The 25,237-nt window shown below is 62.8% G+C and carries 25 protein-coding genes and 1 pseudogene; 15 read left to right on the top strand and 11 right to left on the bottom strand.

Going from position 1 to position 25,237, the window contains the following annotated elements:
• Nucleotides 1-483: 483 nt before the first annotated feature.
• Entirely contained in the window at nucleotides 484-1,521 is a 1,038-nt protein-coding gene (locus tag EHF33_RS03950) for a PQQ-dependent sugar dehydrogenase (RefSeq protein WP_164473493.1), read from the bottom strand.
• A 203-nt stretch (nucleotides 1,522-1,724) separates the two neighbouring features.
• Nucleotides 1,725-2,852: a 3-deoxy-7-phosphoheptulonate synthase gene (locus tag EHF33_RS03945; protein WP_124872796.1), complete on the bottom strand. Its 1,128-nt coding sequence runs from the start codon at nucleotides 2,850-2,852 to the stop codon at nucleotides 1,725-1,727.
• A gap of 135 nt (nucleotides 2,853-2,987) precedes the next feature.
• Here EHF33_RS03945 and EHF33_RS03940 point away from each other — a divergent pair, with 135 nt between their 5' ends.
• The 5 genes from EHF33_RS03940 to EHF33_RS03920 are packed head-to-tail and all read left to right on the top strand — an operon-like array spanning nucleotide 2,988 to nucleotide 6,537.
• Complete coding sequence (locus EHF33_RS03940) at nucleotides 2,988-4,115, top strand: Ig domain-containing protein (RefSeq protein ID WP_124868084.1); 1,128 nt, start codon at nucleotides 2,988-2,990, stop codon at nucleotides 4,113-4,115.
• Nucleotides 4,112-5,206, top strand: a complete 1,095-nt coding sequence (locus tag EHF33_RS03935; protein WP_124868082.1) for a hypothetical protein — start codon at nucleotides 4,112-4,114, stop codon at nucleotides 5,204-5,206. Before EHF33_RS03940 ends, EHF33_RS03935 begins: the two co-directional genes overlap by 4 nt.
• A gap of 29 nt (nucleotides 5,207-5,235) precedes the next feature.
• Nucleotides 5,236-5,760, top strand: coding sequence for a dockerin type I domain-containing protein (locus EHF33_RS21030; RefSeq protein WP_241191244.1), 525 nt, complete (start codon nucleotides 5,236-5,238; stop codon nucleotides 5,758-5,760).
• 23 nt (nucleotides 5,761-5,783) lie between these two features.
• Nucleotides 5,784-6,002, top strand: coding sequence for an RNA-binding S4 domain-containing protein (locus EHF33_RS03925; protein ID WP_164473398.1), 219 nt, complete (start codon nucleotides 5,784-5,786; stop codon nucleotides 6,000-6,002).
• A gap of 13 nt (nucleotides 6,003-6,015) precedes the next feature.
• Nucleotides 6,016-6,537 (top strand): DUF1684 domain-containing protein, encoded by a 522-nt coding sequence (locus EHF33_RS03920; protein ID WP_124868078.1) that lies wholly within the window; start codon nucleotides 6,016-6,018, stop codon nucleotides 6,535-6,537.
• 7 nt (nucleotides 6,538-6,544) lie between these two features.
• On the opposite strand, the gene EHF33_RS03915 is transcribed toward EHF33_RS03920, so the two are convergent.
• Both EHF33_RS03915 and EHF33_RS03910 read right to left on the bottom strand, forming a co-directional pair.
• Nucleotides 6,545-7,192 (bottom strand): ComF family protein, encoded by a 648-nt coding sequence (locus EHF33_RS03915; protein ID WP_124868076.1) that lies wholly within the window; start codon nucleotides 7,190-7,192, stop codon nucleotides 6,545-6,547.
• Nucleotides 7,192-7,740, bottom strand: coding sequence for a hypothetical protein (locus EHF33_RS03910; protein ID WP_241191243.1), 549 nt, complete (start codon nucleotides 7,738-7,740; stop codon nucleotides 7,192-7,194). The genes EHF33_RS03915 and EHF33_RS03910 overlap by 1 nt, the downstream gene beginning before the upstream one ends.
• Nucleotides 7,741-8,027: 287 nt before the next feature.
• Here EHF33_RS03910 and pdxR point away from each other — a divergent pair, with 287 nt between their 5' ends.
• The 4 genes and pseudogenes from pdxR to EHF33_RS03890 form a co-directional block, all read left to right on the top strand.
• Complete coding sequence (gene pdxR / locus EHF33_RS03905) at nucleotides 8,028-9,482, top strand: MocR-like pyridoxine biosynthesis transcription factor PdxR (protein WP_241191242.1); 1,455 nt, start codon at nucleotides 8,028-8,030, stop codon at nucleotides 9,480-9,482.
• A gap of 252 nt (nucleotides 9,483-9,734) precedes the next feature.
• Entirely contained in the window at nucleotides 9,735-10,853 is a 1,119-nt protein-coding gene (locus EHF33_RS03900) for a BMP family lipoprotein (protein WP_124868072.1), read from the top strand.
• A 65-nt stretch (nucleotides 10,854-10,918) separates the two neighbouring features.
• Nucleotides 10,919-11,389 carry a helix-turn-helix domain-containing protein gene (locus EHF33_RS03895; protein WP_124868070.1) on the top strand — a complete coding sequence of 157 codons (471 nt, stop codon included), beginning with the start codon at nucleotides 10,919-10,921 and terminating at the stop codon, nucleotides 11,387-11,389.
• 8 nt (nucleotides 11,390-11,397) lie between these two features.
• Nucleotides 11,398-12,003 (top strand): annotated as a pseudogene (locus tag EHF33_RS03890) (IS630 family transposase); the annotation flags it as partial.
• A gap of 90 nt (nucleotides 12,004-12,093) precedes the next feature.
• Here EHF33_RS03890 and EHF33_RS03885 read toward each other — a convergent pair.
• A complete protein-coding gene (locus EHF33_RS03885; RefSeq protein WP_124868066.1) occupies nucleotides 12,094-12,402 on the bottom strand; it encodes a hypothetical protein in 309 nt (102 codons plus the stop codon).
• An 82-nt stretch (nucleotides 12,403-12,484) separates the two neighbouring features.
• Between EHF33_RS03885 and EHF33_RS03880 the strand changes: the two genes are divergently transcribed.
• Nucleotides 12,485-13,444: a LysR family transcriptional regulator gene (locus EHF33_RS03880; RefSeq protein WP_241191241.1), complete on the top strand. Its 960-nt coding sequence runs from the start codon at nucleotides 12,485-12,487 to the stop codon at nucleotides 13,442-13,444.
• Here EHF33_RS03880 and EHF33_RS03875 read toward each other — a convergent pair.
• Together EHF33_RS03875 and EHF33_RS03870 are read right to left on the bottom strand one after the other, a co-directional pair.
• A complete protein-coding gene (locus EHF33_RS03875) occupies nucleotides 13,441-14,064 on the bottom strand; it encodes a hypothetical protein (RefSeq protein WP_124868064.1) in 624 nt (207 codons plus the stop codon). The genes EHF33_RS03880 and EHF33_RS03875 overlap by 4 nt on opposite strands.
• Before the next feature lie 202 nt (nucleotides 14,065-14,266).
• Nucleotides 14,267-15,562 (bottom strand): collagen-like triple helix repeat-containing protein, encoded by a 1,296-nt coding sequence (locus tag EHF33_RS03870; protein ID WP_124868062.1) that lies wholly within the window; start codon nucleotides 15,560-15,562, stop codon nucleotides 14,267-14,269.
• Nucleotides 15,563-15,931: 369 nt separating this feature from the next.
• Between EHF33_RS03870 and EHF33_RS03865 the strand changes: the two genes are divergently transcribed.
• The 5 genes from EHF33_RS03865 (at nucleotide 15,932) to EHF33_RS03845 (ending at nucleotide 22,093) form a co-directional block, all read left to right on the top strand.
• On the top strand, nucleotides 15,932-16,723 hold the full coding sequence (locus tag EHF33_RS03865; protein WP_124868060.1) for an enoyl-CoA hydratase/isomerase family protein: 792 nt from the start codon (nucleotides 15,932-15,934) through the stop codon (nucleotides 16,721-16,723).
• 131 nt (nucleotides 16,724-16,854) lie between these two features.
• Complete coding sequence (locus tag EHF33_RS03860; RefSeq protein ID WP_124868058.1) at nucleotides 16,855-17,883, top strand: phosphohydrolase; 1,029 nt, start codon at nucleotides 16,855-16,857, stop codon at nucleotides 17,881-17,883.
• Between the two features lie 2 nt (nucleotides 17,884-17,885).
• On the top strand, nucleotides 17,886-18,527 hold the full coding sequence (locus EHF33_RS03855) for a ribonuclease HII (protein ID WP_124868056.1): 642 nt from the start codon (nucleotides 17,886-17,888) through the stop codon (nucleotides 18,525-18,527).
• 384 nt (nucleotides 18,528-18,911) lie between these two features.
• On the top strand, nucleotides 18,912-20,501 hold the full coding sequence (locus tag EHF33_RS03850) for a gamma-glutamyltransferase family protein (protein ID WP_241191240.1): 1,590 nt from the start codon (nucleotides 18,912-18,914) through the stop codon (nucleotides 20,499-20,501).
• 467 nt (nucleotides 20,502-20,968) lie between these two features.
• Nucleotides 20,969-22,093 (top strand): Brp/Blh family beta-carotene 15,15'-dioxygenase, encoded by a 1,125-nt coding sequence (locus EHF33_RS03845; RefSeq protein ID WP_124868054.1) that lies wholly within the window; start codon nucleotides 20,969-20,971, stop codon nucleotides 22,091-22,093.
• 91 nt (nucleotides 22,094-22,184) lie between these two features.
• Here the strand turns inward: EHF33_RS03845 and EHF33_RS03840 are convergent, their stop codons facing one another.
• From EHF33_RS03840 to EHF33_RS03825, 4 genes are all read right to left on the bottom strand, one after another.
• Nucleotides 22,185-22,721, bottom strand: coding sequence for a 2'-5' RNA ligase family protein (locus EHF33_RS03840; RefSeq protein WP_124868052.1), 537 nt, complete (start codon nucleotides 22,719-22,721; stop codon nucleotides 22,185-22,187).
• A 6-nt stretch (nucleotides 22,722-22,727) separates the two neighbouring features.
• A complete protein-coding gene (locus tag EHF33_RS03835) occupies nucleotides 22,728-23,387 on the bottom strand; it encodes a helix-turn-helix transcriptional regulator (protein ID WP_124868050.1) in 660 nt (219 codons plus the stop codon).
• Between the two features lie 5 nt (nucleotides 23,388-23,392).
• The gene (locus EHF33_RS03830; RefSeq protein ID WP_124868048.1) at nucleotides 23,393-24,439 is read right to left on the bottom strand and encodes an Mrp/NBP35 family ATP-binding protein; all 1,047 of its coding nucleotides are present in this window, start codon (nucleotides 24,437-24,439) and stop codon (nucleotides 23,393-23,395) included.
• Between the two features lie 141 nt (nucleotides 24,440-24,580).
• Nucleotides 24,581-25,150, bottom strand: a complete 570-nt coding sequence (locus EHF33_RS03825; RefSeq protein WP_124868046.1) for a hypothetical protein — start codon at nucleotides 25,148-25,150, stop codon at nucleotides 24,581-24,583.
• Between the last annotated feature and the right edge of the window lie 87 nt (nucleotides 25,151-25,237).

Raw genomic sequence — 25,237 nt, 5'->3', positions numbered from 1 at the left:
TTTGTTTTGACCAAGAAGTACGTCTAGTAGGGACGCCCACACCTGATTCTAGGCAGTATTGCCCACCGTCCGGCTGTCCGCCCAGATCGGCAATGTTCCTCCACCCACCTTCGCGCAACAACAGACCGACCTCCTCGTTTACGCGCTGGGTCGCTTGGAGGATAGCTGCGAGCTGTTGTACCGTAGTAGCGCCGTCTGCTTAAGGCGGCACAGTTGTTCGCCTATTAAGTACAGCAAGATTACCGTTTCGGGATTCCGCGTCTTGGGCAGAGCGGTTTCTTGACCAGAGCAGCGCCGATGACGACGCTTGGTCGCACCTATTGAACCTGCACGCTCCGCTCGATTTATTTAAAGATAAACATTGGCGTACTTAGAGGTTCTACAGCGTTCAAATTGCCTTTCTCCCGGTATCTACTCTCCAGAATCTCGTACCACAGAATGAACTAAAAACTTACAGAGCGCTGTGCCGAGTATCAAGCGGCATTACGGCTGGTAAGTAATGCGGTAGACCTTGCCGCCATCGTCGTCGGTCAGCAGCATCGAGCCGTCGGGCAGGGTCAGCAAGTCCACCGGGCGGCCCTTGCTGCTTTTCCCACTGATAAATCCGGTCATGAAGTCCTGCACTTTGCCGGATTTGGGATCAACCGTCACCACGCGGTAGCCGCTCTTTTCGCTGCGGTTCCAGCTTCCGTGCAGGGCCACGAACATTTGCCCCTGATACTTGCTGGGAAAGACTTTGCCGTCGTAGAAGGCCAGACCCAGGGGAGCGCTGTGGGCGGTGGTCAGGGCAAAGGCGGGCGTGGCGGCTTTGCAGACGTCGGCATTTTTCTTGCCAAAATCTTTGTCCCAGACTTGAGGCTGTCCGGTCTCGGTGGTGTAGCAGTACGGCCAGCCGAAGTTGCGTCCCACTGCCAGCTTGTAAAAGCCTTCCGGCGGGTAGTTGTCACCGAGTTCGTCGCGCCCGTTGTTGGTGGCGTAGAGCGTGCCGCCGTACCATTCGAGTCCCACCGCGTTTCGCAAGCCGGTCGAGAAGGGCTTGCCGTTTTTGCCGTCCGCGTCGTAGACCCACACGGCGGCGCGTTTGTCGTTGCTCTCCTCGCAGACATTACAACTGCTGCCCACCGCGACATACATCTTGTCGTCGGGGCCAAACACCACCGTGCGGGTGGAGTGTCCACTGCCGCTAGGCAAATCCACCAGTTTTTCCGCAGGGCCAGCCGCCTTCTGGTCGCCGGATTTATAAGCAAAGCGGATCACTGAGTCGGTGTTGGCCACGTAGAGGTAGCCGCCATGAAAGGCCAGACCGTGTGGCTGATTGAGGCCCGAGGCGAAGACCGTCTTGGTTTCGGCCTTCGTTTTGCCGCGCATCACGTAAACTTTGCCGGCTCCGGTGTCGCTGAGGAACACGTCGCCATTAGGAGCGAGCGCCATCAAGCGCGGGCGCTCAAAGCCGTCGGTGTAGGTGGTGACGCTGAAACCCTGCGGCACGGTAAAGCCGCCGGACGAGGTGCCGGAGGCCATCGGCGCGGGGGCTTTGACGGCGTCTTGGTTGCTGGTCGACTGGGCGCAGGCTGAAACGCTCAGCAGCAGCGTGCAGGCGACCAGTTGAGTCGTGGTTCTCATCGATTGACGAAGCATGACTTTATCCAATCACGCCGCCGTGAGACGGGACTCCCAACTGGCTAAATGCAGGGCAAAGTCGGCAGAGTTGGCAAAGCGCCGAGTTAGCGCTTGCTGCCCAGTCCGTCCACCGCCGCGCCGCGCAAAAGCGCCTCGGTTTCATCCCAGCCGATGCAGGCGTCTGTCACCGAGACGCCGTACTGCAAGTCGGTCAAATCGGCGGGAATGCTCTGTTTACCGGCATTGAGATGGCTCTCGATCATCACCCCGCGCAGGGCCGCGCCGCTGCGTTGATCACTGCTGTCTTGATTACCGCTGTCCCGACTATTCTGGCGCTGGGCAAGAACGTCTTGCCAGACCAGATGCTGGCGTGTGTGATCCGAGCCGCTGTTGGCGTGCGAGCAGTCCACGACCACGGCGGGTGTCAGGTGGGCGAGCTGCATCAGGCGGGCCGCCTCACTGACCGAGTCTGCGCCGTAATTGGGGCCAGCCGAGCCGCCGCGCAGCACCACGTGGCCGTCAGGGTTGCCCCGCGTATGCACGATGCACGCGCGGGCGTCGTCGGTGATCGTAAAAAAAGCGTGCGGGTTGCGGGCCGCCACCGCCGCGTCCACCGCGATTTTGAGGTTGCCGCTGGTGCCGTTTTTGAAGCCCACCGGAGCCGACACCGCGCTGGCCATGACGCGGTGGGTCTGTGACTCGGCGGTGCGTGCCCCGATACACACCCAGCTCAGCAAATCGAACAAATACTGCGGCACGAACGGATCGAGCAGTTCGGTGGCCACCGGCAAGCCGAGGTCGTTGATGGCCAGCATCAGCTCACGGGTGCGCCTCAGCCCGCCGCTGAAGTCGTAAGCGCCGTTGAGGTGCGGATCAGTCAGGTAGCCGCGCCAGCCGACGGTGGTGCGCGGCTTATCGACGTAGACCCGCATCACGATTTCGAGTTGCCCGCTGAGTTCGCTGCGCAGGGCCGCCAGCTTGTGGGCGTAAGTCAGGGCCTGCCCAGCGTCGTGAATGCTGCACGGCCCAGCGATAACCAGCAGGCGCGGATCGGTGCCGTGCAAAATGCCGCGCACCGCTTCCCGCGCGGCAAAAACCGTGCGTTCGGCAGCGGCACTCAGCGGGTAGGCGTCTTTGAGTTCGCGTGGGCTCAGAACCGTTTCAAAAGCGCTGACGTGCAAATTTTCGGTGGCACTTTGGTGAGGTGCAGTCGGGTTGGAAGCTGAACTCATTGGCATGGTTTTTCCTCAAGGTGGTGGGTGATGGAGTCGGGGGAGGGCAAGTCAATCTGCCGGAGTCTACAAAAAGCCCCGGCCGCTGCGCCCGCGTTGTCTTCCCTTCTCACCCGCAACCGTTAAACTCTTGCCATGAACCGACTGTTCCCCGCCCTCGCCGGGGCCGCGCTGCTTCTGAGCGCCTGCGGCAGTAGCACCACACCCAGTGCTACGCCCACTTCCAGCCGAGATATCCTCAGTTTCAGCAGCGCGTCGCTGGGCACCGCTTATGTCGGCGAACCTTACAGCGGCAGCGTCGCGCCGGTGGGCGGCACCGGCCCCTACAGCGTCCGGCTGACCAGCGGCACCTTGCCCGCCGGACTCAAGTTCGCGGGCGGCAGCAGCGCGGCGATCAGCGGCACGCCGACGGCCAGCGGCAGCGCCACCTTTAGTTTAGAAGTCACGGACGCCAATCTCAGCATCAAAACCCAGACCTTTAATTTGTCGGTGGCTGACTTGCCGCCGCTGGACTTTGTGCCCAAGTTGCCCAGCGGCGAGGTGCGCGGCGAAACCCGCATCCCCATCACGTTGATGGGACCCCGTGGCGTGCGGGCGGCCCGCTTCACCTGGGTCTTGCCCGAAAATACCCTGGTGACCGGCGTGCAGTCGCTCGGCGGCCTAGAGGCGGGCCGGCCCCTGGTGTTCTGGAAACAAAACGGACGCAACCTGACGCTGGATTTCGGCTTCCGGTTGCCGCCCAAAAACGCTTCGCAAGTGGCGATGGTCAGCCTCAAGCCGGTAAACGACAAAGCGGTGACGCTGCCCACCCTCGTTCCCACCACCACCAGTTTTCTGTTGGCCCAAGACGGCAGCGGCAAAGTCCTGCGCGAAGTCAAGCCGCCTGAGCCGGTGACGCCGCCGACGCCTGCGGTGAGCCCTGCCGCCGACAGCTCAACCGGGAGTCCAGCCGCCGCGCCCACGCTGCCCGCGCCAGCCAGCGATAAAGCCGGTTCAGACAAAGCTGCCACAGATAACGCCAGTACAGATAAACCCGTTACCGATAAACCCAGTACCGACAAACCCACCACTGATCCGGCCAGCGTGAAGCCGGACGCCACAAGCCCGGACAAGACAAGCCCAGATACGACGAAGCCAGCCGATGCGAAACCAGCGCCCAGCGATCCGGCCAAGCCAACTCCGCCTCAGGCCGACCCTCCTAAGACCGACCCACCCAAAACGGACGCACCCAAGACCGATGTGCCCAGTGGAGACGGCAAATGAAGCGCCACCTTCTGAGCGCCGCGCTAGTGGCTGGGCTGAGCTTGGCCGCCGCCACCAACGCCCCAAAACTGAGTTTGGAGCAGCAAGCCGTGCGGGCTGACGTGATCGTGCGGGCCACTGTGGAAGCCTCCAGCAGCGTGCAGGAAAGCGGGCAGACTTGGACGGTGTATCCGCTGACCATTTTGGAAACGGTGGCGGGCGACGCCCAGAGCCTCCCGCAGTATCAAAACAAGCCCAGCCTGTGGGTGCTGAGCGGCGTACAGGACGCGCCGGTGTTGCCCAGCGGCGACAGTATGCTGCTGCTCTACAAAGAGCGCTACGACAGCCCATTGGTGGGATTTAATCAGGGCAAGTACACCTTACAAAGCGCTGGCGGCGCGGCGGCCAAAGTCGTTACCGGGTTGCCGGACGGCACGCCGGGGGTGACGTCCAGCATTCCGGCTGTGGGCGCTAATCCGCTAAGCACGCCGCCAGCCGCCACGACTGCTTCAACTGGTGCCGCGCCCAACACGAATGCTCCCGTGCCGGTTGCTGCCAGTGCTGCACCGGCGGTGGTTGATCCAGCAGTTCCCACTGTGGTCGCTCCGGCGGCTCCCACTCCCCCTGCTCCTACCAGCGCAGGGCCAGCCGCTTCTGCTCAAGGTGATTCGCTCCAAGCTTCGGCTTCAGCTTCTCCATCAGCAGTAGCGCCCAGTGCGTCCGCGCCGGCCAGCGACCCCGCTCCGAGCAGCGCTGCTGCCACGCCTCCTATCGTGCCCACCGTGTCTGAAGCTTCGGCCACCGCTTCGGCAGGCTCGGCAACGGCCAGCGCTCCCAATACGGCTCCAGCAGGTCAAGCGCCAGCATCTCCAGCAGCGCCTTCGGCGGCGGCCACGCCAAGCATTCCGACGCCGCCAGTAGCCGAGGCCAAAACCACCGACTCGACGCCCGTGCCAGCGCCGAATAATCCAGCGCCCAATAGTCCAGCGCCCACTCCCTCAACGGCTGCGCCTGCTGTCCCCAACGTCGCCGCGCCGCTGCAACCCGGCCAGATGACGCTGGAAGCCTTCCGCAAACTGGTGCTGGAAGCGCGGGCCAAGGTGGGCAAATGAAGCGCTGTCCGTTGTGGGCAGGGTTCCTTGTGGCCGCTGTAGGCCTGAGTGCGGCGCAGGCCGCTCCCTCATTTGCCAGCGTGGCGCTGCGGCCCGAAGGTGCGGCGCTGCGCCAAGAAGTGCTCTCGGCGCTCTCGGCGCTCAGCACCCCCGACTTTCCCATCACGCTGGATGACAGCGCTCAGGGCGGGGGAGCGGTTTTGGTGCTCGGCGGCAGCGTGCCGTTTAACCCTGATTTGTCTTCGCGCACCCTGACGGTGAATAATGTACGCCGCACCGAACTCAACCCCAAAGGGCCACTGCCGCTCTCGGGGGCGGTGCGGGCCGAGATCAGCAGTTTGCTGGGCCTGAGTGAATTTAGCCCGCAGGCCGCTCGCCGCAAACTCAGCGGGGCCGATATCAACGGCGACGGCAAAGTAGATTTGACCGACTTGGCGCTGCTGATGGGCAATTACGGCAAAACTGGCGGTGGCTTGTCAGGCGACCTCAACCGCGACGGCCGCGTGGACGAAAGTGATTTGAACTTATTTACCGAGGAGTATTCCATCCCATGAGCCAGAAACCCACAAGCAAAAACATGCTCCCAAAAACTGAAACTGCCGACCTTCCCGAAACCATTGACCTGCAAGACTTCCTCAAGTTGGAAGGCTTGGTGGATACCGGCGGCGAAGCCAAATTCCGCGTGCAAAGCGGTGAGGTCAAGCTCAACGGCCTCACGGAAACCCGCCGCCGCAAAAAGCTTCACCGAGGCGACGTGGTTGAAATCCACGGCGCGAGTCACACGGTAGATTGGTGAAAAGGGGAGAGTGGTGAGCGCTTGGCTTGATGATCTGCTCTCTTTTCGCGCCCGCAAGGACGCCCACTTCGCTTCTGGGCGCGGCCCCTTGCCCAAAGACGGCAACTTTGATGGCCTGACCTACTTTGCTCCCGATCCCACTTGGAATCTGAGCTTGGAAGTGCAGCGCTTGCCCGCCGAAGCCGCTGAGCTGGCCACCACCACTCAAGGCGAGGTGCAGCGCTTCGTGACTTGGGGCGAAGTCGGCTTGCCCAACGGCGAACGTTTGACCCTTTATGCCCGAGAAGGCGACGACGCGCCCGCCACGCTGTTCGTCCCTTTTCGGGATGCTACCAGTGGAAAGGCGACTTACGGCGCGGGCCGCTACCTCGACGCGCCGCTGTTAGGTCATCAGGTAACGCTGGATTTCAACCGCGCTTACCATCCGTTTTGTGCTTACAGCGAGGCTTGGACGTGTCCTTTGCCGCCTGCTGCCAACTGGCTGCGGGGCGCGGTGCAAGCGGGCGAAAAGTTGGCGAGCGAGTCGGCTTACTGAACGGCGTTCAGCGCGTGATGACCGCGTAAAACACCTGATTGACGCCGCTCTCTGCCAGCGCGTCGCGGCAAGCCTTCAGAGTCGCGCCGGTTGTCATCACGTCATCCACCAGTAAAAGCGTCTGCGTGATCTTCCCACTGACCATCAGCCCGCTGCTCTGCGCCGCAAATGCGCCGATGAGGTTGCTCAGCCGCGCCTCGCCGCTGAGTTTGGCTTGCTGGGTGGTGTGGCGGGTGCGCTTCAAGCTTTCCTGATACGGCAAGCCGAGTTCGGCGGCCACCTGTCTGGCCAGCACTTCGGCGTGATTGAAATGCCGCTGGCGCTGGCGTATCCCCGACATCGGCACGGCGCTGACGGCCCGCAGCTTCCATTCGCTCGGCACGCCGCTGGCAATAGCCTGCCCCAGCACGGCGGCGAGGTCGCGGTGGCCGCTGTATTTGAGTTCGCGGGCGGCGCGGCGCAGCACGGCTTTGTGTTCGCCCAGCACCACCAGATGCGGCGTCACAGCATTGCTCAGCATCGAGTGGCGCTCCAAACGCGGGTGCAGTCCAGCGCAGCAGGCTCGGCACAGGCCCGCTGCGCTGCCCAGCGGCTGAGCGCAGCCCGGACAAGGGCGCGGCAGCAAGGCCCGGAGCGCAGAGCGCAGCCCATCCATCAAAACTCCTCCTGCGTCAACCGCCCCGCCGCTTTGAGTTCGTCGGCAAACAGCGGCACCGGCTCAGCTTCTATTTTGCTCCACGCTTCGTCAAAGCCGTGCGGGCTGGTATACAACGCGGCCAAGGCGAGGCAGGCGTAGTAATGCCGCACCACCCGCTGCACGCCAACTGGCCCTAAGCGGCCGCGTTCGGCGGAGCTGAGCAGGGTGATAAAAATGTCAGGCTGCTCCAAAGCCGGGTGCCCGCCCTGACGAATGGCGGCGCGGATAAAGTCGGCCACCTGCGCCGGATTGTGCCAAAAGCCGAACATCAAAGTATCGGTCAGCGTGTCCAGGCGGGCCAGCGTTCCCGGCGGGCAAGAGCGCGAAATCATCTGGCGGGCCAGGCTCTGGCGCTCGTTGCGTGCCAGGCCGTACTGCCCCAGCGTCAGTTGCAGCGTGGCGGGCCGCAGCGCTTCGCCGAGCAGTTGCCGCAGCCGGTAGGCCATCAGGTAATGCTGATATTCGAGCAGCAATTCATTGACCGGGCGCGGTGTGGAAGAAGGCACGTCAGAAAGTGTAGAGCGCACCAGCCAACCCAACCGTGAGCCCCGCCGAGTCTGAATGCGGGCCAGCCGTCATTCCTGGCGGGCTGATCTTGGTGGACTGAACCCAGCGCCGCTTTGGTCAGCTCAGACCACTTCCACATTGGCTCACTTTTTGGTGGCGCTGACCTCTGAGGCCGTCCACGTTGTGAGCAGCTTCTATGAGCAACTCTCCCTCAGCACAACCTGGACGCGGTGCCGACCGCAAGCGGGACTTCTTTCCGAGTCCGTCCATTCTCTATCATGCAGCCGTGTGGCCCTTGTCTCCCGCTTTGCCCGCTGAACCCCAACACGCCCGCGTGGCCCGCGCTCTGCGTGAAGCGGTTCGGGACGGGCGGCTGATGCCGGGGCAAAAGCTGCCGGGCAGCCGTGAACTGGCCCGCACCTGGAATCTGGCCCGCAACACCGTCACCGACGCGCTGGAGCAGCTCGCCGCCGAGGGCTACTTGGACATTCGGCAGCGCAGCGGCTGTTATGTGGCCGACTTGCCGCCGGGCGCAGCCGTGCCTGCTCCGGCTGGCCCGCCGCTGGTGCTGAGCGCTTGGGCGCGGCGCACGCTGGAAGGGCAGGGCCGCTGGTCGGCGGGTGCGGGCGCAGTTTCTTCGCCTGTCAGCGGGCTGGACTGGATCGATTTCCGTCTCGGCCGGCATTCCAGTGGACTTTTTCCCTCGGCGCAGTGGGCGCAGTCCCTCTGGACACAGTCGCTTTCCAAGCAGGCTCACGACGCTTCCTACACCCCGCCCGACCCACGCGGGCCGCTCATCACGCGGCTGGCGCTGTGCGAGTGGCTGCGCCGAGAACGCGGAGCGCGGGTCACGCCCGAGATGATTTTGCTGACTGGCGGAGCGCAAGAAGCCCTCGACGCTCTCTCGCGGCTGCTGCTGGAAGCGGGCCGGGTGGCGGTGCTGGAAGACCCCGGCTACCTCGGAGCGCGGGCCGCCTTCTCAGCCAGCGGAGCCAGTATCTGGCCGCTGGAGGTGGACACTCACGGCGCGTCGGCAGAGGATTTTGTGGCTGACCTGCCTGCTCAGGCGGTGCTGGCTTACCTGACCCCCGGCTGTCAGTTTCCCAGCGGCGTGACCCTTTCGGCGGCCCGGCGCTCGGCGCTGCTGGCGTGGTCGCGCCGCAGCGGTGCGTGGCTGCTCGAAGACGATTACGCCGCTGATCTACACTACGCCGCTCGCCCGCCCGCCTCGCTGCAAGGCCAAGCGCCGGAGCGGGTGCTGCTGCTGGGCAGCTTTAGCCAAAGCCTCGCGCCCGCGCTCAGGAGCGGGTATCTGGTCGCTCCGGCGCACCTGATCGAAGTGCTGACCCGCACCCGTCCGGTGACCCAGCGCACTCCGCCCACCCTCGACGCGCTGGCACTGGCCGAATTTTTGTCGGGCGGCGGTTACGCCAAACACCTGCGCCGCGCCCGCAGCGAACTCAACCGCCGCCATGAAGCGCTGCTCTCAGCGCTGCGTGAGGGTCTCCCGGCGCTGCGCCCACGTCCCGCCACCGCCGGAACCCATTTGTACTTGCCGCTGCCACCTGGCTGGCGCGAGCAAGACCTTCAGCGCCGGGCGGCTGAGGCGGGCGTGGGCCTGAGCCGGGCAGGCGAGTACCGCCTCAGGGCCGGAGAAGAAGCCCTCTTGTTGGCCTTCGCACACCTGACCCCGGTAACAATTCGGCAGGGTGTGGAGCGTCTGGCGCTGGCTTTGAGGTGACGGGCGCATGGGGAGGCTGCCAAAGACTTACCGGCCTACTTGCCTTGCTGCTCGGCTTCCTTCAGCGCCTGCTGAAAATCACACGCCGAAGGAGCCAGCTTCCTTTCTCACAAGCGTTCAGTTTTCTCTCGGTGGAGGTTGGGGTCGTGTTGAGTATTTCAGCCCGCTGGGCGGCGCAATACTTGATTTCAGTCCACTTCATGGTCGCTCTCCGTCACAAGCTTGTCAGACAAGCTCAGTGAAGATGCGCACATGGCTCTCTTTCCCCGTTTGATCGCTGCTTTCTCGCTCCTTGCTTTATCTGCCGCTGCTCAGTCCGCTCCTCTGAGTGTCGGCATCGCGCTGGATACCGGCGGCAAAAATGACCATTCGTTTAACCAAGCGGCTTGGGAGGGAGCGCAGCGGGCCGCCAAAGACTTCGGCGTCAAGGTGAGCTTATTTGCTCCCAAAGAGGACGCGCAGGGTTTAGCCGGTCGGGGTGCGGAACCGCTGGCCCAAGCTGGGGCCAATTTGGTGGTCGGCGTTGGATTTGCCAACAAAGACAGTGTGGAGCAGGCTGCCAAAAACTACAGCGCTGTTAAGTTTGCTGTCGTGGATGATCTGCCCAGCGGCCCCAATACCGTCGGCCTGCGCTTCCGTGAGCAGGAAGGCTCGTTTTTGGTGGGCTATATCGCTGCCAAGTCCAGCAGCACCGGCGTGGTGGGTTTCGTAGGCGGCCAGGATGTGCCGGTGATTCACAAATTTCAAGCGGGATTTACTGCCGGCGTCAAATTTGTGTGCCCCAACTGCCAGGTCATCTCGGCTTACATCGGCAAAACCCCCGCCGCTTGGAATGATCCGGCAACGGCCAAGGCGCTGGCCGCGTCCATGCAGCGGCGCGGTGCGGACATCATCTTTGCGGCCGCTGGTGGAAGCGGAGCGGGCGTGGTGGCGCAGGTCAACGCCGCCCAGTGCCTCAAAGCCAGCGCTTTACCGGCGGGCGTCACTTTTAAGAGCGATTTGTTCGCAGCGGTGGCCAAGTCGGCCAGCTACACCTCAAGCTGCGCCGGAAACACCCGCCCCGCCTTTTTTATCGGCGTGGACAGCAATCAGAATTATTTAGGCGACACCGACCGCAACCCCAAGACGCTCAATCACGGCCTGACCAGTATGGTCAAACGGGTGGACAACGTAGTTTATAGCCTCATTCAGAACGTGGTCAAGAAGCAGTCGTGGCGAACGGGCGATCAAAGTTACGGCCTGGAAAATGGAGGGGTCGGTTACGCGCTCGATCAGTACAACCGCGCCCTGATCACTCCGCAGCTTGAGGAGGTGCTGGGCAAAGTGCAGCGCCTGATCGTCTACCGCTCTATTCAAGTGCCGGTCAAATAAAGTGCCGGTCAAAGAGAGAAGAATCTAGTGCATGACCACAGGCATGCCTTCAGGTAAACTGAGGGATGGGACGACGGAAACAGTGGGTTGTGCAGCTGAGCGACGATGAGCGGCAGCAACTGACGGACATGACTCGGAAAGGCGTGCACAGTGCGCGGGTCGTGGCCCGCGCACGCCTCCTGCTCCTGAGCGACAGAGGCCTGCTGGATCGGGACGTGGCCGAGCGCCAAGGCGTGAGTTCTGCCACCGTCGCGTCGATCCGCAAGAAGTACACCGAGGGCGGCCTCCAGGCTGCCCTCCACGAGAAAGCACGGCCCAAACAGCCGCCCAAACTGAACGCGCAGCGGACGGCGATCTTGATCGCCGAAGTGTGCTCGAGTCCCGACGGCCGGGAGAAATGGACGATGCAACTGCTGGCCGATCGTCTGGTGACCCTGGGTGTGGTGGACAGCATCAGTGACGAGACCGTACGGAGAACACTGAAAAAAACGCACTCAAACCGTGGCAGGTTCAAAGTTGGTGTGTCGCCCAGGTAGGTGCGGACTTCGTGTGGCGCATGGAAACCGTGCTGGACACCTATGCCCAGCCCTACGATGCCTCACGGCCTGTCATCTGCTTCGATGAAAAGTCATATCAGCTGTTGGATCATGTCCGAGAGCCACTGCCACCCGTGCCGGGATCCCCAGCACGGGTGGATCATGAATACAAGCGGTATGGCACCGTCAATTTCTTTGTCGCTCTGGAACCACACACCGGTCAACGCACAGTCACGGTGACCGACCGACGGAGCAATGCGGACTTTGCTGAGCAGCTCCAGTGCCTGGAGCTGCGCTATGCGGTTGCCGAGAAGATCGTTCTGGTGCTGGATCAGCTGTCCACGCACAGTCCAGCAGCGCTATATCAACATCTTCCGGCAGAGGAAGCTCGGCGGCTGAGCCGACGCTTCGAGTGGATCTACACACCAAAACATGCGTCCTGGCTCAACATGCGGGCAGGCCCCATATGGGTGCCGTTCTGCCCAAGACGGCGGAATTGGAGTGGTCAGCCTTGCAACGCCAGTGTCTGGGTCAGCGCTTGGCGAGTAAAGAGGCCGTCGAGCGTGAAATCCACGCCTGGGAAACAGACCGCAACGCGCGGTCTGTGCGCGTGAACTGGCAGTTCTCGACACCCACAGCTCGGGAGAAACTCAAGCGCCACTATCCGACTCGCAAATAGCTATAGACATGCCTGTGGTCATACACTAGCGCTGAAACTCTCGTTCCAGCCACGCGACTTGGCCGCCCTGCGCCGTCAAGGCTTGGCCGGCCAGTTCCAAAAAAGATTGCCGTGCGTCTTCGGCGGCTTCGCGGGTCACGCCGTAAGCGGCAGGGTCGGCCAGCACCGCCCGTAGCGTGTCCAGCACCACCACTTGCGGCAAGTGCTGAGCGCCCACCACCATATCGGCGCGGTAATGCACCAAGGAGTCGAGCGCAAAAAAAGCCGGTTCGCTGGAACAGCCGCCCACATAAGGCAGGCTGGTGGGGGCAGGAAAAGTGATCATCGGGGTCATGCTCCCAGTTTAAGCACCCCAGCCGAATTGGTCAGCCAAACTGACCGGCCAAATATCCTACCCAAGACCGTAAAGTAAGCAGGTGTCCAACGAGAAACTGCCCAAAGCCGCCCCTCGCTTTGCCGAACTGCCCACTGAGGGCCGTTCCGCCATCACTTTGGCGCAGCTGCGGCTGTTCGTGGCCGTCTCGGACGAGGGCAGTTTTTCGGCGGCTGCGGCGGGGCTGGGCATGTCGCAAAGCAGCCTCAGCGAAGGCGTCAGGGCGCTGGAAGCGGCGCTGGGCCACAGCGTTTTGCTGCGAACCCGCAGCGGCGTGACCCTGACGCCCGCTGGGCAGCAGGTGATCGGCTACGCCCGCGACGCCCTGATGGCGGTGCAAGATTTGCAACTGGCGGCCAATCCCTCGCGTACCCTCAGCGGTCAACTGACGGTCACTACTTACCGCAGCATCGGTCAGCAGTTGTTGGCTCCGGCGCTGGGCCGCCTGCACGCTGCCCACCCCGATTTGCATATTCGGGTGCTGGACGCGGTGCGCGACGGCGCGGGCGGCGTCAAATTCATCAGCAGCGGTGAGGCCGATGTGGGCCTGATCGAAGCGCCCAGCGACCCCGGACTGCTTTTCGAAGCCTTGTTGCGCGACCCTTACCTCGCCGTGCTGCCTGCCAAGCAGGCTGGGCCGCTGACCTGGGAAAGTCTCAAGGCCCAGCCGCTGCTACTGCCGCCGCTCAGCAGTCCGGCCAATCAACCGGTGTTGGCATTTTTGAGGCGGCACCAAGCGCTCAGCCGCAACATCACCGAAGTCGACGAAGACGACGTGATTCTCTCGATGGTCGAGTACGGACTGGGCATCACTATTTTTCCGCGCTTGGCGATTGGTACACTGAGCCGCTCACTGACCACTGCCGCGCTGCCCGAACCGCTCGAACGGGTCATCGGGCTGGTCATCAGGCCGGGCCGCGCCGCTTTGCCGCATGTTCGGGCGCTCTCTGAAGCGGTACGCGCTCAGTTGGCGGAGCGCAAAACAGAGGAGTCGGGAGTTTAAAACAAAAATTTGACGCCCAAGCGCCCGCGTGCGCCCGCGCCGTTGGCACTGCCTTTGCTGCTGAACGGTGAGCGGTAACTGACCTCGGCGTAAGCGGCAATGCTGTCGGTCAGCAGGTAATCGCTGCCCAGTACGAGTTGCGCGGCGTAATCGGTAGCGTTGGTGGGAGCCGGAACGGTAGTGCCTCCTGTGGTCGGGGGCGGGACGGGAGCTGCTCCCGAAATGGCGCTGCTGGTCAGACCCAAGCCCGCGCCCAGATACGGCTGAAATTTGCTCTCCAGTTTGGGCCGGTAGAGCAGCAGCGTATCCACCGAGAGGGCTCCTGACTGGGTCGCGTAGTCCACGCTGGCCTGTGCGCCAAACGGGCCAAAGACTTGCGAGCTTCCCACCACGATGCCGTAAGCCGTGCCGCCGCCGCTGAGCGAAGGCGCGATGCTGGCTCCCGCGTACAAGCGGCTACTGAGCGGCGCGGGAGGCGGCACGGGTGGTAGAGCGGGCGTGGCCTGATTGGTTGGAGTAGGCGCGGGAAGCGGCGTGGACGAAGTGTTTTGCGTCGGTGTGGTTTGGGCGGCGGCCTGAGTCAGCAGGGTCAGCAACGCGGCGGCAAGAATGCGGGTCATGAACGTAAAACCTCCGGCAAAGCTCAAGGGAAAATAGCCTGAGAAGGTGGGGCGAACAGCTTGGCAAGCCTGATTATGCCAAGGGCAACAGATGAGCAGCGCCTTGCCAACTTCAGGCAGCAAAAACCGGAGCGCCGCCTTTACAGGCCGCTCCGGTTCGCTCCTGCTCAGCGTTGAGTAGGAGCGCGTGAAAAAGCTAGATTTAGAAGTAGTACTTCAGGCCGATCTTGGCGGCGGGCGAGAAGGACTTGCTGGTCGAGGTGGCGGCCGCGTCGGTGTTGTTGGTGCCGCTGCCCTTGTTGCTCAGGTAGTACTTGCCGTCGAACTCGCCGAAGGCGCTCAGGTTGCCGACGACTTTGAAATCGGCTCCGATGATGCCGTTGACGTAGTAATCGGTGGCCTTGGTGCTGTCGGTGGCGCTGACGGCGCTGCTGCTCAGGCCGAAGCCCGCGCCGACGTAGGGCGACAAGCGGCCCACGCCCAAGGCGTACATGGCGTTGACATCAGCCTGAATGGCCTGGGTCTGGGGAACATAGTCCACGTTGGCCCGCACGCCCAGCCCAAAGAGGACTTTGCTCGCGCCGACGGTCGCGCCGAAGCTGCTGACAAACGGTACGCTCTTGCCAAAGGCACTGCCTTTCTCGCCGCTGAAGATTGCGCCGGTGCTGACGCCCACATACAAGCCGCTGTTGCTCTGATCGTCGGCCATCATGGTCATGTCGCTGCCCATGGTGTCGCCGATTACAACGGTGGTCGCTGGGGTGGCGGGCGTGGTGGTGACGGTGCTGTTGGTGGTGGTGCTGGTGGTGCCGCGTGCTTCCAGCGCGGAAACGCGGGCAGTCAGGGCGTCCACGTTGGCGGTGCTGCCAGCGGGGCCAGCCGGGCCTTGTGGGCCAGCGGGGCCTTGCGCTCCGGCGGGGCCAGCCGGGCCGACAGGGCCAGCTGCGCCGTCAGCGCCAGCGGGGCCGGCGGGGCCTTCGGGCATGTTCTGCATGGCAGCTTCCAAGGCGTCAATGCGCGAGGTGAGCTCATCCACACTGCTGGTGTCGGTCGTTGCGCTGTCCATCGCTGCGATTTTATCTTCGAGCGCGGTGACGCGGCCTTGCTGATCGGTGGAGGCTTTTTCGAGGTCGTCCACACGGCTGCCGATGGCGGCCAACTCGGTGGAGACGTCCTGCATGCCCTTGGTGATGGTGGCCAGGTCTTCGGCGCTCAGTGCGGGAGCGGCCTGAGTCAGTGCGCCGGTTTGCAGCAAGCGGGCAAAGATCAGGGCGGCCTGATAACGGGTCAGGTTCTCATTGCCCCGGAAGGTGCCGTCGGGGAAGCCCTGAATCAGGCCCTTTTGGGTAATCAGGTCGACGGCGTCTTTGGCCCAGTGACCGGCAGGAATGTCGGTAAAGTTGGTGACCGTCGCGCTGGTTACAGGCGCGGTGTCTTGTGCGCCGGCGACTCCCAAAGCAAGGGCCATCGTTGCAGCAATCATTACAAATTTTTTCATCTTCTCTCCTCGAGTATCTTCGTCGTGTTTGCTTTTCAGCTCACGCTCTCGCTCTTTACCGTAGTCAGGTTCTATGAGCGGCCAGTGAATCTTCGCTGCCCATGGCCTAACCATGAGCTGATCGTGTTTGCCCATCCCTTTCACTTCAGCGGCGGACGGCTTGGTGTAAAGCACATGCTCTACCGCTTGTGAGACAGTGTTTTACGTTTTCTGGCGCTCACTTGACCAGCCCAGGAGAGCCTCTGAAGGGGACTGAACCTGACGGGAGATGTGCAAAGTCCTACGACGAATCTCACGCTCTTGTCTGGTCAGGCCAGCCGAATTGGCGGCGACTGAATTTGCGAGGAAGGCTGTGAGAAGATAGCAGGCATGCTAGATGAACTGGATTTTAATACGCTGGTGATCGACCAACACGGCGACCTCGCCGTGCTGACCATCAACCGCCCGCAGGCGCTCAACGCCCTCAGCGGCGAAACCCTGATCGAACTCGTTGAAGCGGTAGAAGCCATTGCCGAAAACGCGGAGATCGCCGCCCTCATCATCACTGGCGGCGGTGACAAGGCGTTTGTGGCCGGAGCCGATATCGGCGAACTGAGCCGCTTGGAAGGCGTTTATGCCGGGCGCGAAGCTTCGCTGGGCGGGCAAAACGTGATGCACGAAATTGCCTCGCTGCCGTTTCCGACGATTGCGGCCATTAACGGCTACGCGCTGGGCGGCGGCTTGGAACTGGCGCTGGCCTGCGACGTGCGGGTGGCCTCGCACACGGCCAAGTTGGGATTGCCGGAAGTCACGCTGGGTCTGATTCCCGGCTACGGCGGCACCCAGCGCCTCGCCCGCTTGGTGGGGCCGGGCCGGGCGCTCGACATGATGATGACGGGCCGCCAGGTCGGGGCCGACGAAGCCTTGCAAATGGGTCTGGTGAATTATCTGGCCGAAAACCCGCTGGAAAAAGCCCGTGAAGTCGCTCAGATGATGACCAAAAACGCGCCGATTGCCCTCTCGCTCATCAAAGAAGCGGTGCGGCGCGGCTTGACCGGCAGCCTGGAAGAAGGTCTAGAAATCGAAGCGGACTTGTTCGGGATGGCGGCGGCGACTGCCGATTTCAAAGAAGGCACGGCGGCTTTCTTGGCCAAGCGCAAAGCCAATTTTCAAGGCGAGTAAATAGAGCCGCATCAGTGCTGAAGCCGACGAACCGAGTGCGGCCAAAGTCAGCATAAAACAAGCTCCCGGGCGTTAGAGTTCGGGAGCTTGCCTTTTTCCGCTTCCACTTTCCCTCTCCAGCAGGAGTCCGTATGAGTGACCAGAAATTTACCCTCAACGTCAGCGGCGGTGCGCTGCATGACGTGGCAACCCGCCGCAAAGCTGCGCCCAGAGCCGTTGAATTTGCCACGCCCCGCGCCAAGCTGATCGAAGAAGCCGACCGCGCCATTCGCGCCGACCTCGCCGAGTTTCCCCGCGCTCTGGCTGCTTACGACGCTTTGCAAAGCGATCCCGAAGCGCTGGCCGATTGGGACATGGCCAATTACATCACCATGCGCAAACTCGGCTATAACGATCACGGGCGGGTTCACGCTTTTATCACCGGCGCGGCCAGCCTCGCCATCCTGGAACTGCTGCTCGAAGGCGGCGTCAAGCCCGACATCATCGAGAGCGGCATCGGCGAAGTGGACGACGTGTACCTGACCATCATTCTCGGCACCATGCTGCACGACATCGGCAATCAGATTCACCGCGCCTCGCACGAGCAGCACGGCGTGATGCTGGCGCTGCCGATCATCGACCGCATCCTGAAACCCATCTACGAAGACGTATTCAAACGCACTAAGATTCGCAGCTTTATTCTGGGCTGCGTCAACTGCCACGACCTCAACCCGCCGCCGCTGACCATCGAAGCGGGCATCACGGCAGTGGCCGACGGTACCGACATCACCAAGGGGCGCGGGCGCAAGGCTTTTGCGCTGGGCAGCGTGGACATTCACTCGATCAGCGCTTTGGCGGTCGACCAGGTCGTCATCGAGCGTGGGCAAAATAAGCCGGTGCGGATCAACGTGACCATGAACAACTCCGGTGGCATTTTTCAGGTGGAAGAAGTGTTGGCCCCCAAAGTCATTCGTACGCCGCTGAGCAAGTATGTGGAGCTTCACGCCCGCACCCGCCCGCAGGGAGACGAGCAGATTGTCAGCCGGGTGCGCTTAGAAAGTGATCATTTCGTGGTGGATCTGGACGGCGGCGAAACAGTTGACGTTGGGGTCAAAGACAGTCAACTGGAAGCTGCGCAGGCGGTGGCCGGGTCGCTGGGCACCGGCGTGGAGAGCCATTAGCGGTGCCTGCTTACCCGCCCGTCACTCCCGATTGGAGCTATGAGCGTGCCCACTGGCGGCGCGGCTTTTTCCGGGTGGCTGGTGTAGATGAAGCTGGACGCGGCGCGTGGGCCGGCCCGTTGACGGTGGCGGCGGTGATTTTGCCGAATAACCTGGGCGATTTGCCGTTCCGCGACAGCAAGCAGCTTCGCCCCGCCGAGCGCGAGGAACTGGCCGCCGAGGTGCGCCGCGTGGCGCTGGCCTACGCCGTCGAACACGCCGCGCCCGAAGAAATTGACCGACTCAACGTGCTGGGAGCCACCCACGCCGCCGCCATGCGGGCCATTGCCCGCCTTGATCCTAGGCCGCAGGCGCTCGTTACCGATTACCTCAAGCTTCCCACCGACTTGCCGTACTCGGCCCCGGCCCGCGCCGACGCGCTGAGCTATTCGGTGGCGGCGGCCTCGCTGCTCGCCAAAACGGAGCGCGACGCGCGGATGCTGGAGCTGGACGCCGAGTATCCGGGCTACGGCTTCGCGGCGCACAAGGGCTACGGCACCTCGCAGCACCGGCGGGCGCTGGCCGAGTTGGGTGTCAGCTCTGTTCACCGCCGCACGTTTGGGCCGATTGCGAGGTTGTTGGAGCCGCGTTTGCTCGAAGAGTGAACACCCTCTTTGAGGCTGTGGCTGTCGAATAGAGCATTTGTCAAAAAAGGAAGCTCTTTTTTGACCGAGCGGGCAGGCCCCATAAGAGTGCCGCTTTGCCCAAGAACCAACGGGAGTGGAAGAGAGAGGATTTAGGAGGAGAGTGCATTTTGGTTCCTCTCCTGCCAAAACTTTCTGCTTGTCATTTTGGTGAGTACTGCAAAGGCAGATCAATCAAAAACGCTGCGCTTGTCTGCTTCCCAACATCCAAATAAACGAGTTATCCGGACGCTTTCAAGTGATTATGCTGAGCGCAGCCTGGAATGCCGTCGTGGGCAGCATTTGTACACGCAGCAAACCTTAATCATTTTTAATTTGCTCAGTTCCAACTCCCTAGACTGAGGCATGAACCCCAATAATCCCTATCCTTCAACTCGTCAACCTGTTTTGGCACGCGGCGGCATGGTCGCCACTTCGCAGCCCCTCGCCGCACAAGCGGGTTTGTTTGTGCTGCGGGAGGGCGGAAGCGCCGCTGACGCCGCTATCGCCACCGCCGCCGCTCTGACCGTACTGGAGCCGACCAGCAACGGCCTCGGCGGCGACGTTTTCGCTTTGGCTTGGCGCGGCGGCGAGCTTCACGGCCTGAACGCCAGCGGCGCGGCTCCGGCCCGCTGGAATATGGACACCCTCGGCGGCAATCCAATTCCCCGTCACGGCTGGACGCCCGTCACCGTGCCGGGCGGGGTGCGCGGCTGGGCCGACCTGCACGCCGAGTTCGGCAAGCTGCCGTTTGCCCGCTTGCTTGAGCCCGCCATTCAGTATGCTCGCCGTGGCTATCCGCTCAGCCCCGAAGTGGCCCGCCACTGGGCGCGGGCGGCGCAGTCGTACGGTTTGCTGAAAGGCCCGGAATTTGCCGAGTGGTTCAAGGTGTTCATGCCGCAGGGTTTCACGCCTGTTGCTGGAGCGGTGTGGGCTTCCGAAGACCACGCCCGCACCCTCGAGCGGATTGCCGAGAGTCACGGAGCCGACTTCTACGACGGCCACACCGCCCGCGCCATAGATGATGCCAGCCGGCAAGCGGGCGGTTTTCTGAGCGCCGACGACCTCGCCCAGCACGCTTCCGAGTGGGTCACGCCGATCAGCGCCGCTTACCAAGACCACGAAGTCTGGGAAATTCCGCCGAGCGGGCAAGGCATCGCCGCTTTGATCGCCCTGCGGCTGCTCGACGGCATGGATTTGCCCCCGCAGCGGGACGATCCCCGCGCCCTTCACGCCCAAATAGAAGCCATCAAACTGGCTTTTGCCGACGCCCACAAATTGGTGGCCGATCAACGCCACAGTGAGGTGCCGGTGGAGTTTTTGCTCTCCGAGGCCCACCGCCAAATGCTGCGTCAGTCCATCACCGACACCGCCCACGACCCCCAAACCCGACCTCCCAGCAGCGGCGGCACGGTCTATCTGGCGACGGCAGATGGTGAGGGCAACATGGTCAGCTTTATTCAGAGCAACTACATGGGCTTTGGCAGCGGCGTGGTGGTGCCCGGCACCGGCGTGGCGCTTCACAACCGGGGTCACAACTTCAATGTGGAAGAAGGACACGCCAACCGCCTCGCGCCCGGCAAGCGCCCTTACCACACCATCATTCCCGGCTTCCTGACCCGGCAGGGCCAAGCGGTGGGGCCGTTCGGGGTGATGGGCGGGTTTATGCAGCCGCAGGGCCACGTGCAAGTCGTTCTCAATACTGTTCGCAGCGGCCTCAATCCGCAGGCGGCCATCGACGCCCCGCGCTGGCAGTGGCTGGCCGGCAAAGAAATTGAAGTGGAATACGAAATGGGCCAGCCGGTGATCCGCGAATTGATTCGGATGGGCCACACCGTGCGGGTACAAACCGAGAAGGCCAGCTTCGGGCGCGGCCAGATCATCTGGCGTACTCCGGAGGGCGTGCTGATGGGCGGCAGCGAAAGCCGCGCCGACGGTCAGGTGGCGGCGTTTTAGAGCAATTGTTAAAAGAACAGTCATGCTAGACAAAGTGGGGGCCGTCTTGAGCAAAGCGGCCCCTTGTCGTGAACAGACTGTCACTGTAGGTAGCCTGTATAAGACTTTATCTCCGTGATAAGGCCTGACCGTGTCTTCGTTGGCCCATCAAGACCCCTCAGCGCGGTTGGGCAGAGCGGGGCGTGTTCCCTGCACCTTGAGGATAGGGTGGGCCGCCCCGCCAATGACTTGCAGGCCTCCGTGCGCTGAGCAGTGGAAGTTTGGCGATAATTGCTATCAATCACTGAAAACTTGGTTCTTTTCAACCCGCCCCGCCGCACTGTCATAAATGCTCCAACGAATTTCATGGAATTGCCTATACCCTACAAGTCCAGTTGACCAGAGGTAAAAGCGAGTCGGAGGCGGGCCATCTGTGAGCGGCCGGCCGTGTTTTCAGGTCTACTCTTCGGTTCAGACGAGGTCACTCGATGCTCAGACAAGCACAACCCCTGAATGTACCGGCGCTCACCGGCGAGCGCGAAGGCCGCTTTGCTTCGGCGCTGCTCCTGCTGCCCTGGCTGGCCACCGGCCTGCTGATCGTGGGCTGGCAATTCGTGCCGGGCCTGCTGAGCAGATTCATCTACGCGCCGCTGCTCCTGAGCGTGGTGCTGCTGGGCTTACCCCACGGTGCGCTGGATCATCTGGTGCCGACCCGTTTGGGATGGCGCTGGGCACAGCGGTTCTGGCCGGTGCTGGGGTACAATTTGCTTTACGCTGGGCTGGCGGGAGCGCTGCTGCTGTGCTGGAAAGTCTGGCCGATGTGGGCGTTCTGGGGCTTTTTGGTGGTGACGGTGCTGCACTGGGGCCAAGGCGATTTGCATTTTCTGGAAACGTCGCTGGGCCGCCGCCGAACCAACGTTTTAAGCGCTCCGCTGACGCTGCTGCTGCGCGGCAGTCTGACGGTGGTGCTTCCGCTGCTGATCTTTCCTGAATGGTTCCAACGGCTCGAGAACGGTGCGGCCAGGGCTTTTGGTACGCCGCTGGCCGCTGGGCCGCTGCTGCCCGCAAGCTGGACAGCCGCGTTGTGGGTGCTGTTCGCCGCGCTCCTGCTGGCGGCCGGCCTGGATACTTGGCGCAGCAGTCCCAAGCGGCTGCTCGAACTCGGCGAGGTGGGGTTGCTGCTGGCGCTGTTCGCAACTGTGCCGCCGCCACTGGCCATAGGCAGTTACTTTTGCCTCTGGCACGCTTGGCGGCATCTGGGGCGACTGCTGGCCTTGCCTGCTGGCCCGCCCGCTCTGTCCGAGATAGCGGGAGCAGGAAAAAACACAGATTCCAGAATGGAGCTGACTCTCGGTGTTCTTCCGAAAGAGGACACAGTGGCCGCAGGACACACCACCTCTCACCGCGAGCTGAGCCGCCTCGCCTTGCACTTGCTGCCGATCACGTTGCTGGCGCTGCTGCTGCTGCTGGGGCTGTACTTGTGGGCCGCCCCGCGAATCCACGACGCGGAGACGTTTGCCGCTCTGTATCTGGCCCTCATCGCTGCGCTGACTGGGCCTCACGCGCTGCTGGTGGCCCTGATGGACTGGCCGGGGAAGCGGTCTACGGGCTAATCGAATCCTTGATGGCTACCGGCCCTCACTACAGGCAGCCGCGCTCCTTCACCTCAAGCCCGCGCCGCCGGAACTTGATTGTTATCTGACCTTACTGCTCTTGCTCACGCTGACTCGCTGCGTTGTAGCCCAGCGGAAAAGTTCGCACCTCGCGCAGCTCCCCGCCCGCTTCCTTGGTCAGTGAAGCGGCCTGCACTTCAAAGCTGCTCTGCGGCGGGCGAAGGTCTTTAAGCGTGTTCCAGATGCTCTCCTCGGCCCAGTCCACCACCCCGATGGCCAGCGAGACATGCGGAATGAAGCGCTCACCGTCATAGCTGCTCGGCGGAGCGCCCGGCACCTGAATGAGGCGCTGGTGGAGGCCGTGCAGCGGCACGCTGAGAGCATATTCCAAAAAGATGACGTGCGGAAAACGCCGCCAGTGCAAAAATTCCACCTGAAACGGCGGCACGCCCGCCAAGCTGCGGCGCACATCGCAAATGAGGTCTTTAGGATCGCCGGCGTACTCGAAGGGAGCGCGTAAATTCAGGTGTGCCTCGCCGTAACTGCGCACGCCCAGTCGCCGCTGCAAAGCGCTGAGCCACTCGGCGAGCTCGGCGGTAGGCCACGCCACCACACTGTAAAGGCCCACGCCTGCTCAGCCGACCTTGTAGCGGCACTCCGCCGCGCCGCAGGAGAGCCGCGCTTCACGGCTGATCGGCACGCCCAGCAGTTCGCGGTAAAGGTTCAGCTCGGTCTGGCACAGTTCGGGAAAAGCTTTGGCGACGGCGGGCGCGGGGCAGTTGCGCTGCGAAAGGTACCACTGTCCACCTTCCTGATAAGCGCGGGCGGCGTAACCGTGCTGGCACAGCGCCTCTGCCAGTGCTTCCAGCTTGCTGCCGAGGTCGCCGTGCCGGCTCAGCAGCGGAGCGAGCGTCTCATACAAATCCAGTTGCCGGGCGTCCAATACCCGCATCACCGCGCCCTCGCCAAACAGGCTATCCACATGCCTGAGCACGTCCACGCACAGCGAAGCGTAGGCTTTGGGAAAGGTCGCCTCGCCCGCTTCCGTCAGCACATACACGTGCTGCGGACGGCCCCGACCACCGGGTTTCTCGCTGCGGACATCCAGGTGTCCGGCGTCTTGCAGGTCTTGCAAATGCCGCCGGATCGCCGGGACGCTCAAGTTAAGTTTGTCGGCAAGGGTCTGGGCAGTGGCGCAGTCGCATTCCTTGACCGCTTCCAGCAGCTTGTCTTTGGTGCGCTCTGGGGTGCGCTCCGGCAAATGAGCGGCAGGAATGACGGCAACGGCAGTCACGGCCCTTACGCCAGTTGTGCCATCGGCAACTCGGTAAGGGTCTGCACACTGACCCGTCCGGCAAGGTTCTGGGCGATTTGCCGCAGGGCAATGGAGGCCGCCGCCTGCGGATGCGAGATCACGGCGGGCGTGCCGTTGTCGGCGTCTTGCCTGACATCGGTGTCGAGCGGCACTTCGCCCAGAACCGGATAATTGCCGAGCTTGCTGGCTCCGCCGCGCCCGAATAAGTCGTAGATATGTCCGGTGTCGGGAGCTTCGAAGTAACTCATATTCTCGATGATGCCCAAAATCGGCACGTTGGCTTTGCGGAACATATCGATGGCGCGGGCGGCGTCAATCAGGGCCACGTCCTGCGGCGTGGTCACGATCACCGCACCGGTGACCTGCACGCTCTGGGTCAGCGAGAGCTGCACGTCGCCGGTGCCGGGCGGCAGATCTACGATCAGGTAATCGAGCTCGCCCCACGCCGCGTCTTTGAGAAACTGCTGAATGGCCGAATGCAGCATCGGCCCGCGCCAGACCAGCGCCTGACCGGCGGGGGAGAGGTTGGCCATGCTGATAAAGCGGATGCCGTGCGCTTCGAGCGGCATCATCTTGCGCTCGGCGTTGCCGGTGAGCTTGGCGCTGCTTTTGCCCAACATGTGCGCCACTGAGGGGCCGTACACGTCGGCGTCCATGAGACCCACGCTCGCGCCGGACTGGGCCAATGCGCAGGCGATGTTGACCGCCACTGACGACTTGCCCACGCCGCCCTTGCCGCTGCCGATCAGCAGCACGTTTTTGACGCCGGGCATCGGCGGGGTGCTGGGCATTCTGACTTGTGCGCCAAACTCGACCGTGACCGATTCGACGCCCGTAACCGACATCACGGCTTCCCGCACGTCGCGCTCGATGGTGGCTTTGAGGGGGCAAGCCGGAGTGGTCAAGTTGACTTTAACGGTGATGTCGCTGCCGGCCACATCAATACGTTCAATCATCCCCAGCGAGACCAGGTCGCGGTGTAGTTCGGGATCGTTGACTGAGCGCAGGACTTCAAGGACAGCTTCTCGCATAAAGTGCATTCTTAACGCATCGGGGGCTCAGGGGCAAGGCTGGGCGTCACAAAAGCCCCCGGCCGAGCGCAGTGGGAGCGCGAATCACAGCCACAATCAGCTTCTTATGCTGCCTCTATTGCCCTCTCACGGACTTTCTTCTTAGCGTTGTACCCGCACGCTGATGGGCTGTCCGTTGTAGCTGCTGACGGCGGCGCTGCGGCCCAAGTCCACCAGAAAGGTGTTCCAGCCGCTTTTTAAGGTGGCGCTAAACCCGCGTCCCGCTTTGATGGTCACTGCACTGCTGACCCACACCGTGATGAGCGGTTCGCGCTGCGCTTCAGGAAAAGCGTCGAGGAGCGCTTCGTTGTCGTCGCGCTTGCCATTGCCGTTGGCGTCGTTATAGACAAACAAGTTGGTGGCGGCGCTTTGCACGGCAGCGCTGAGCTGCACGTCTCCAATCACGCCGGGCCAGCCGATGGCTTCGGGGCGCAGCGGAAACTGAGCGCGGCTGGGCGGCGGCTCGTCGGGCCAAGTCAAGATGAAGCTGCCGCCGGTAATCGCCGTGCTGGACAACTCGCTGCCGGCTGCGCCCGAAGGCTGCACGCTCCACAGGCCCAGCCGCGCCGACGGTGGCAGGCCCGCGCCCCCGACGACGCTGCCTTGAAGGGTCAGCGCTTGGGCCGCAGAGAGTGCTAGGAGCGTTAAAAGAGCCGCAGCAGGCTTTTTCATACTTCTCAGTGTAGCGCTCCGACCTGACGCCAGAGTGACGGTAACCTGCTGGACTCGCCCACCGCCCGCTCATCTCTTCGTCCACTC

It is taken from the genome of Deinococcus psychrotolerans (assembly GCF_003860465.1).
In the GTDB taxonomy this organism is placed as follows: Bacteria; Deinococcota; Deinococci; order Deinococcales; family Deinococcaceae; genus Deinococcus; species Deinococcus psychrotolerans.
The sequence above is the reverse complement of the archived record's forward strand: the minus strand, read 5'-3'. Positions and strand labels throughout refer to the sequence as shown.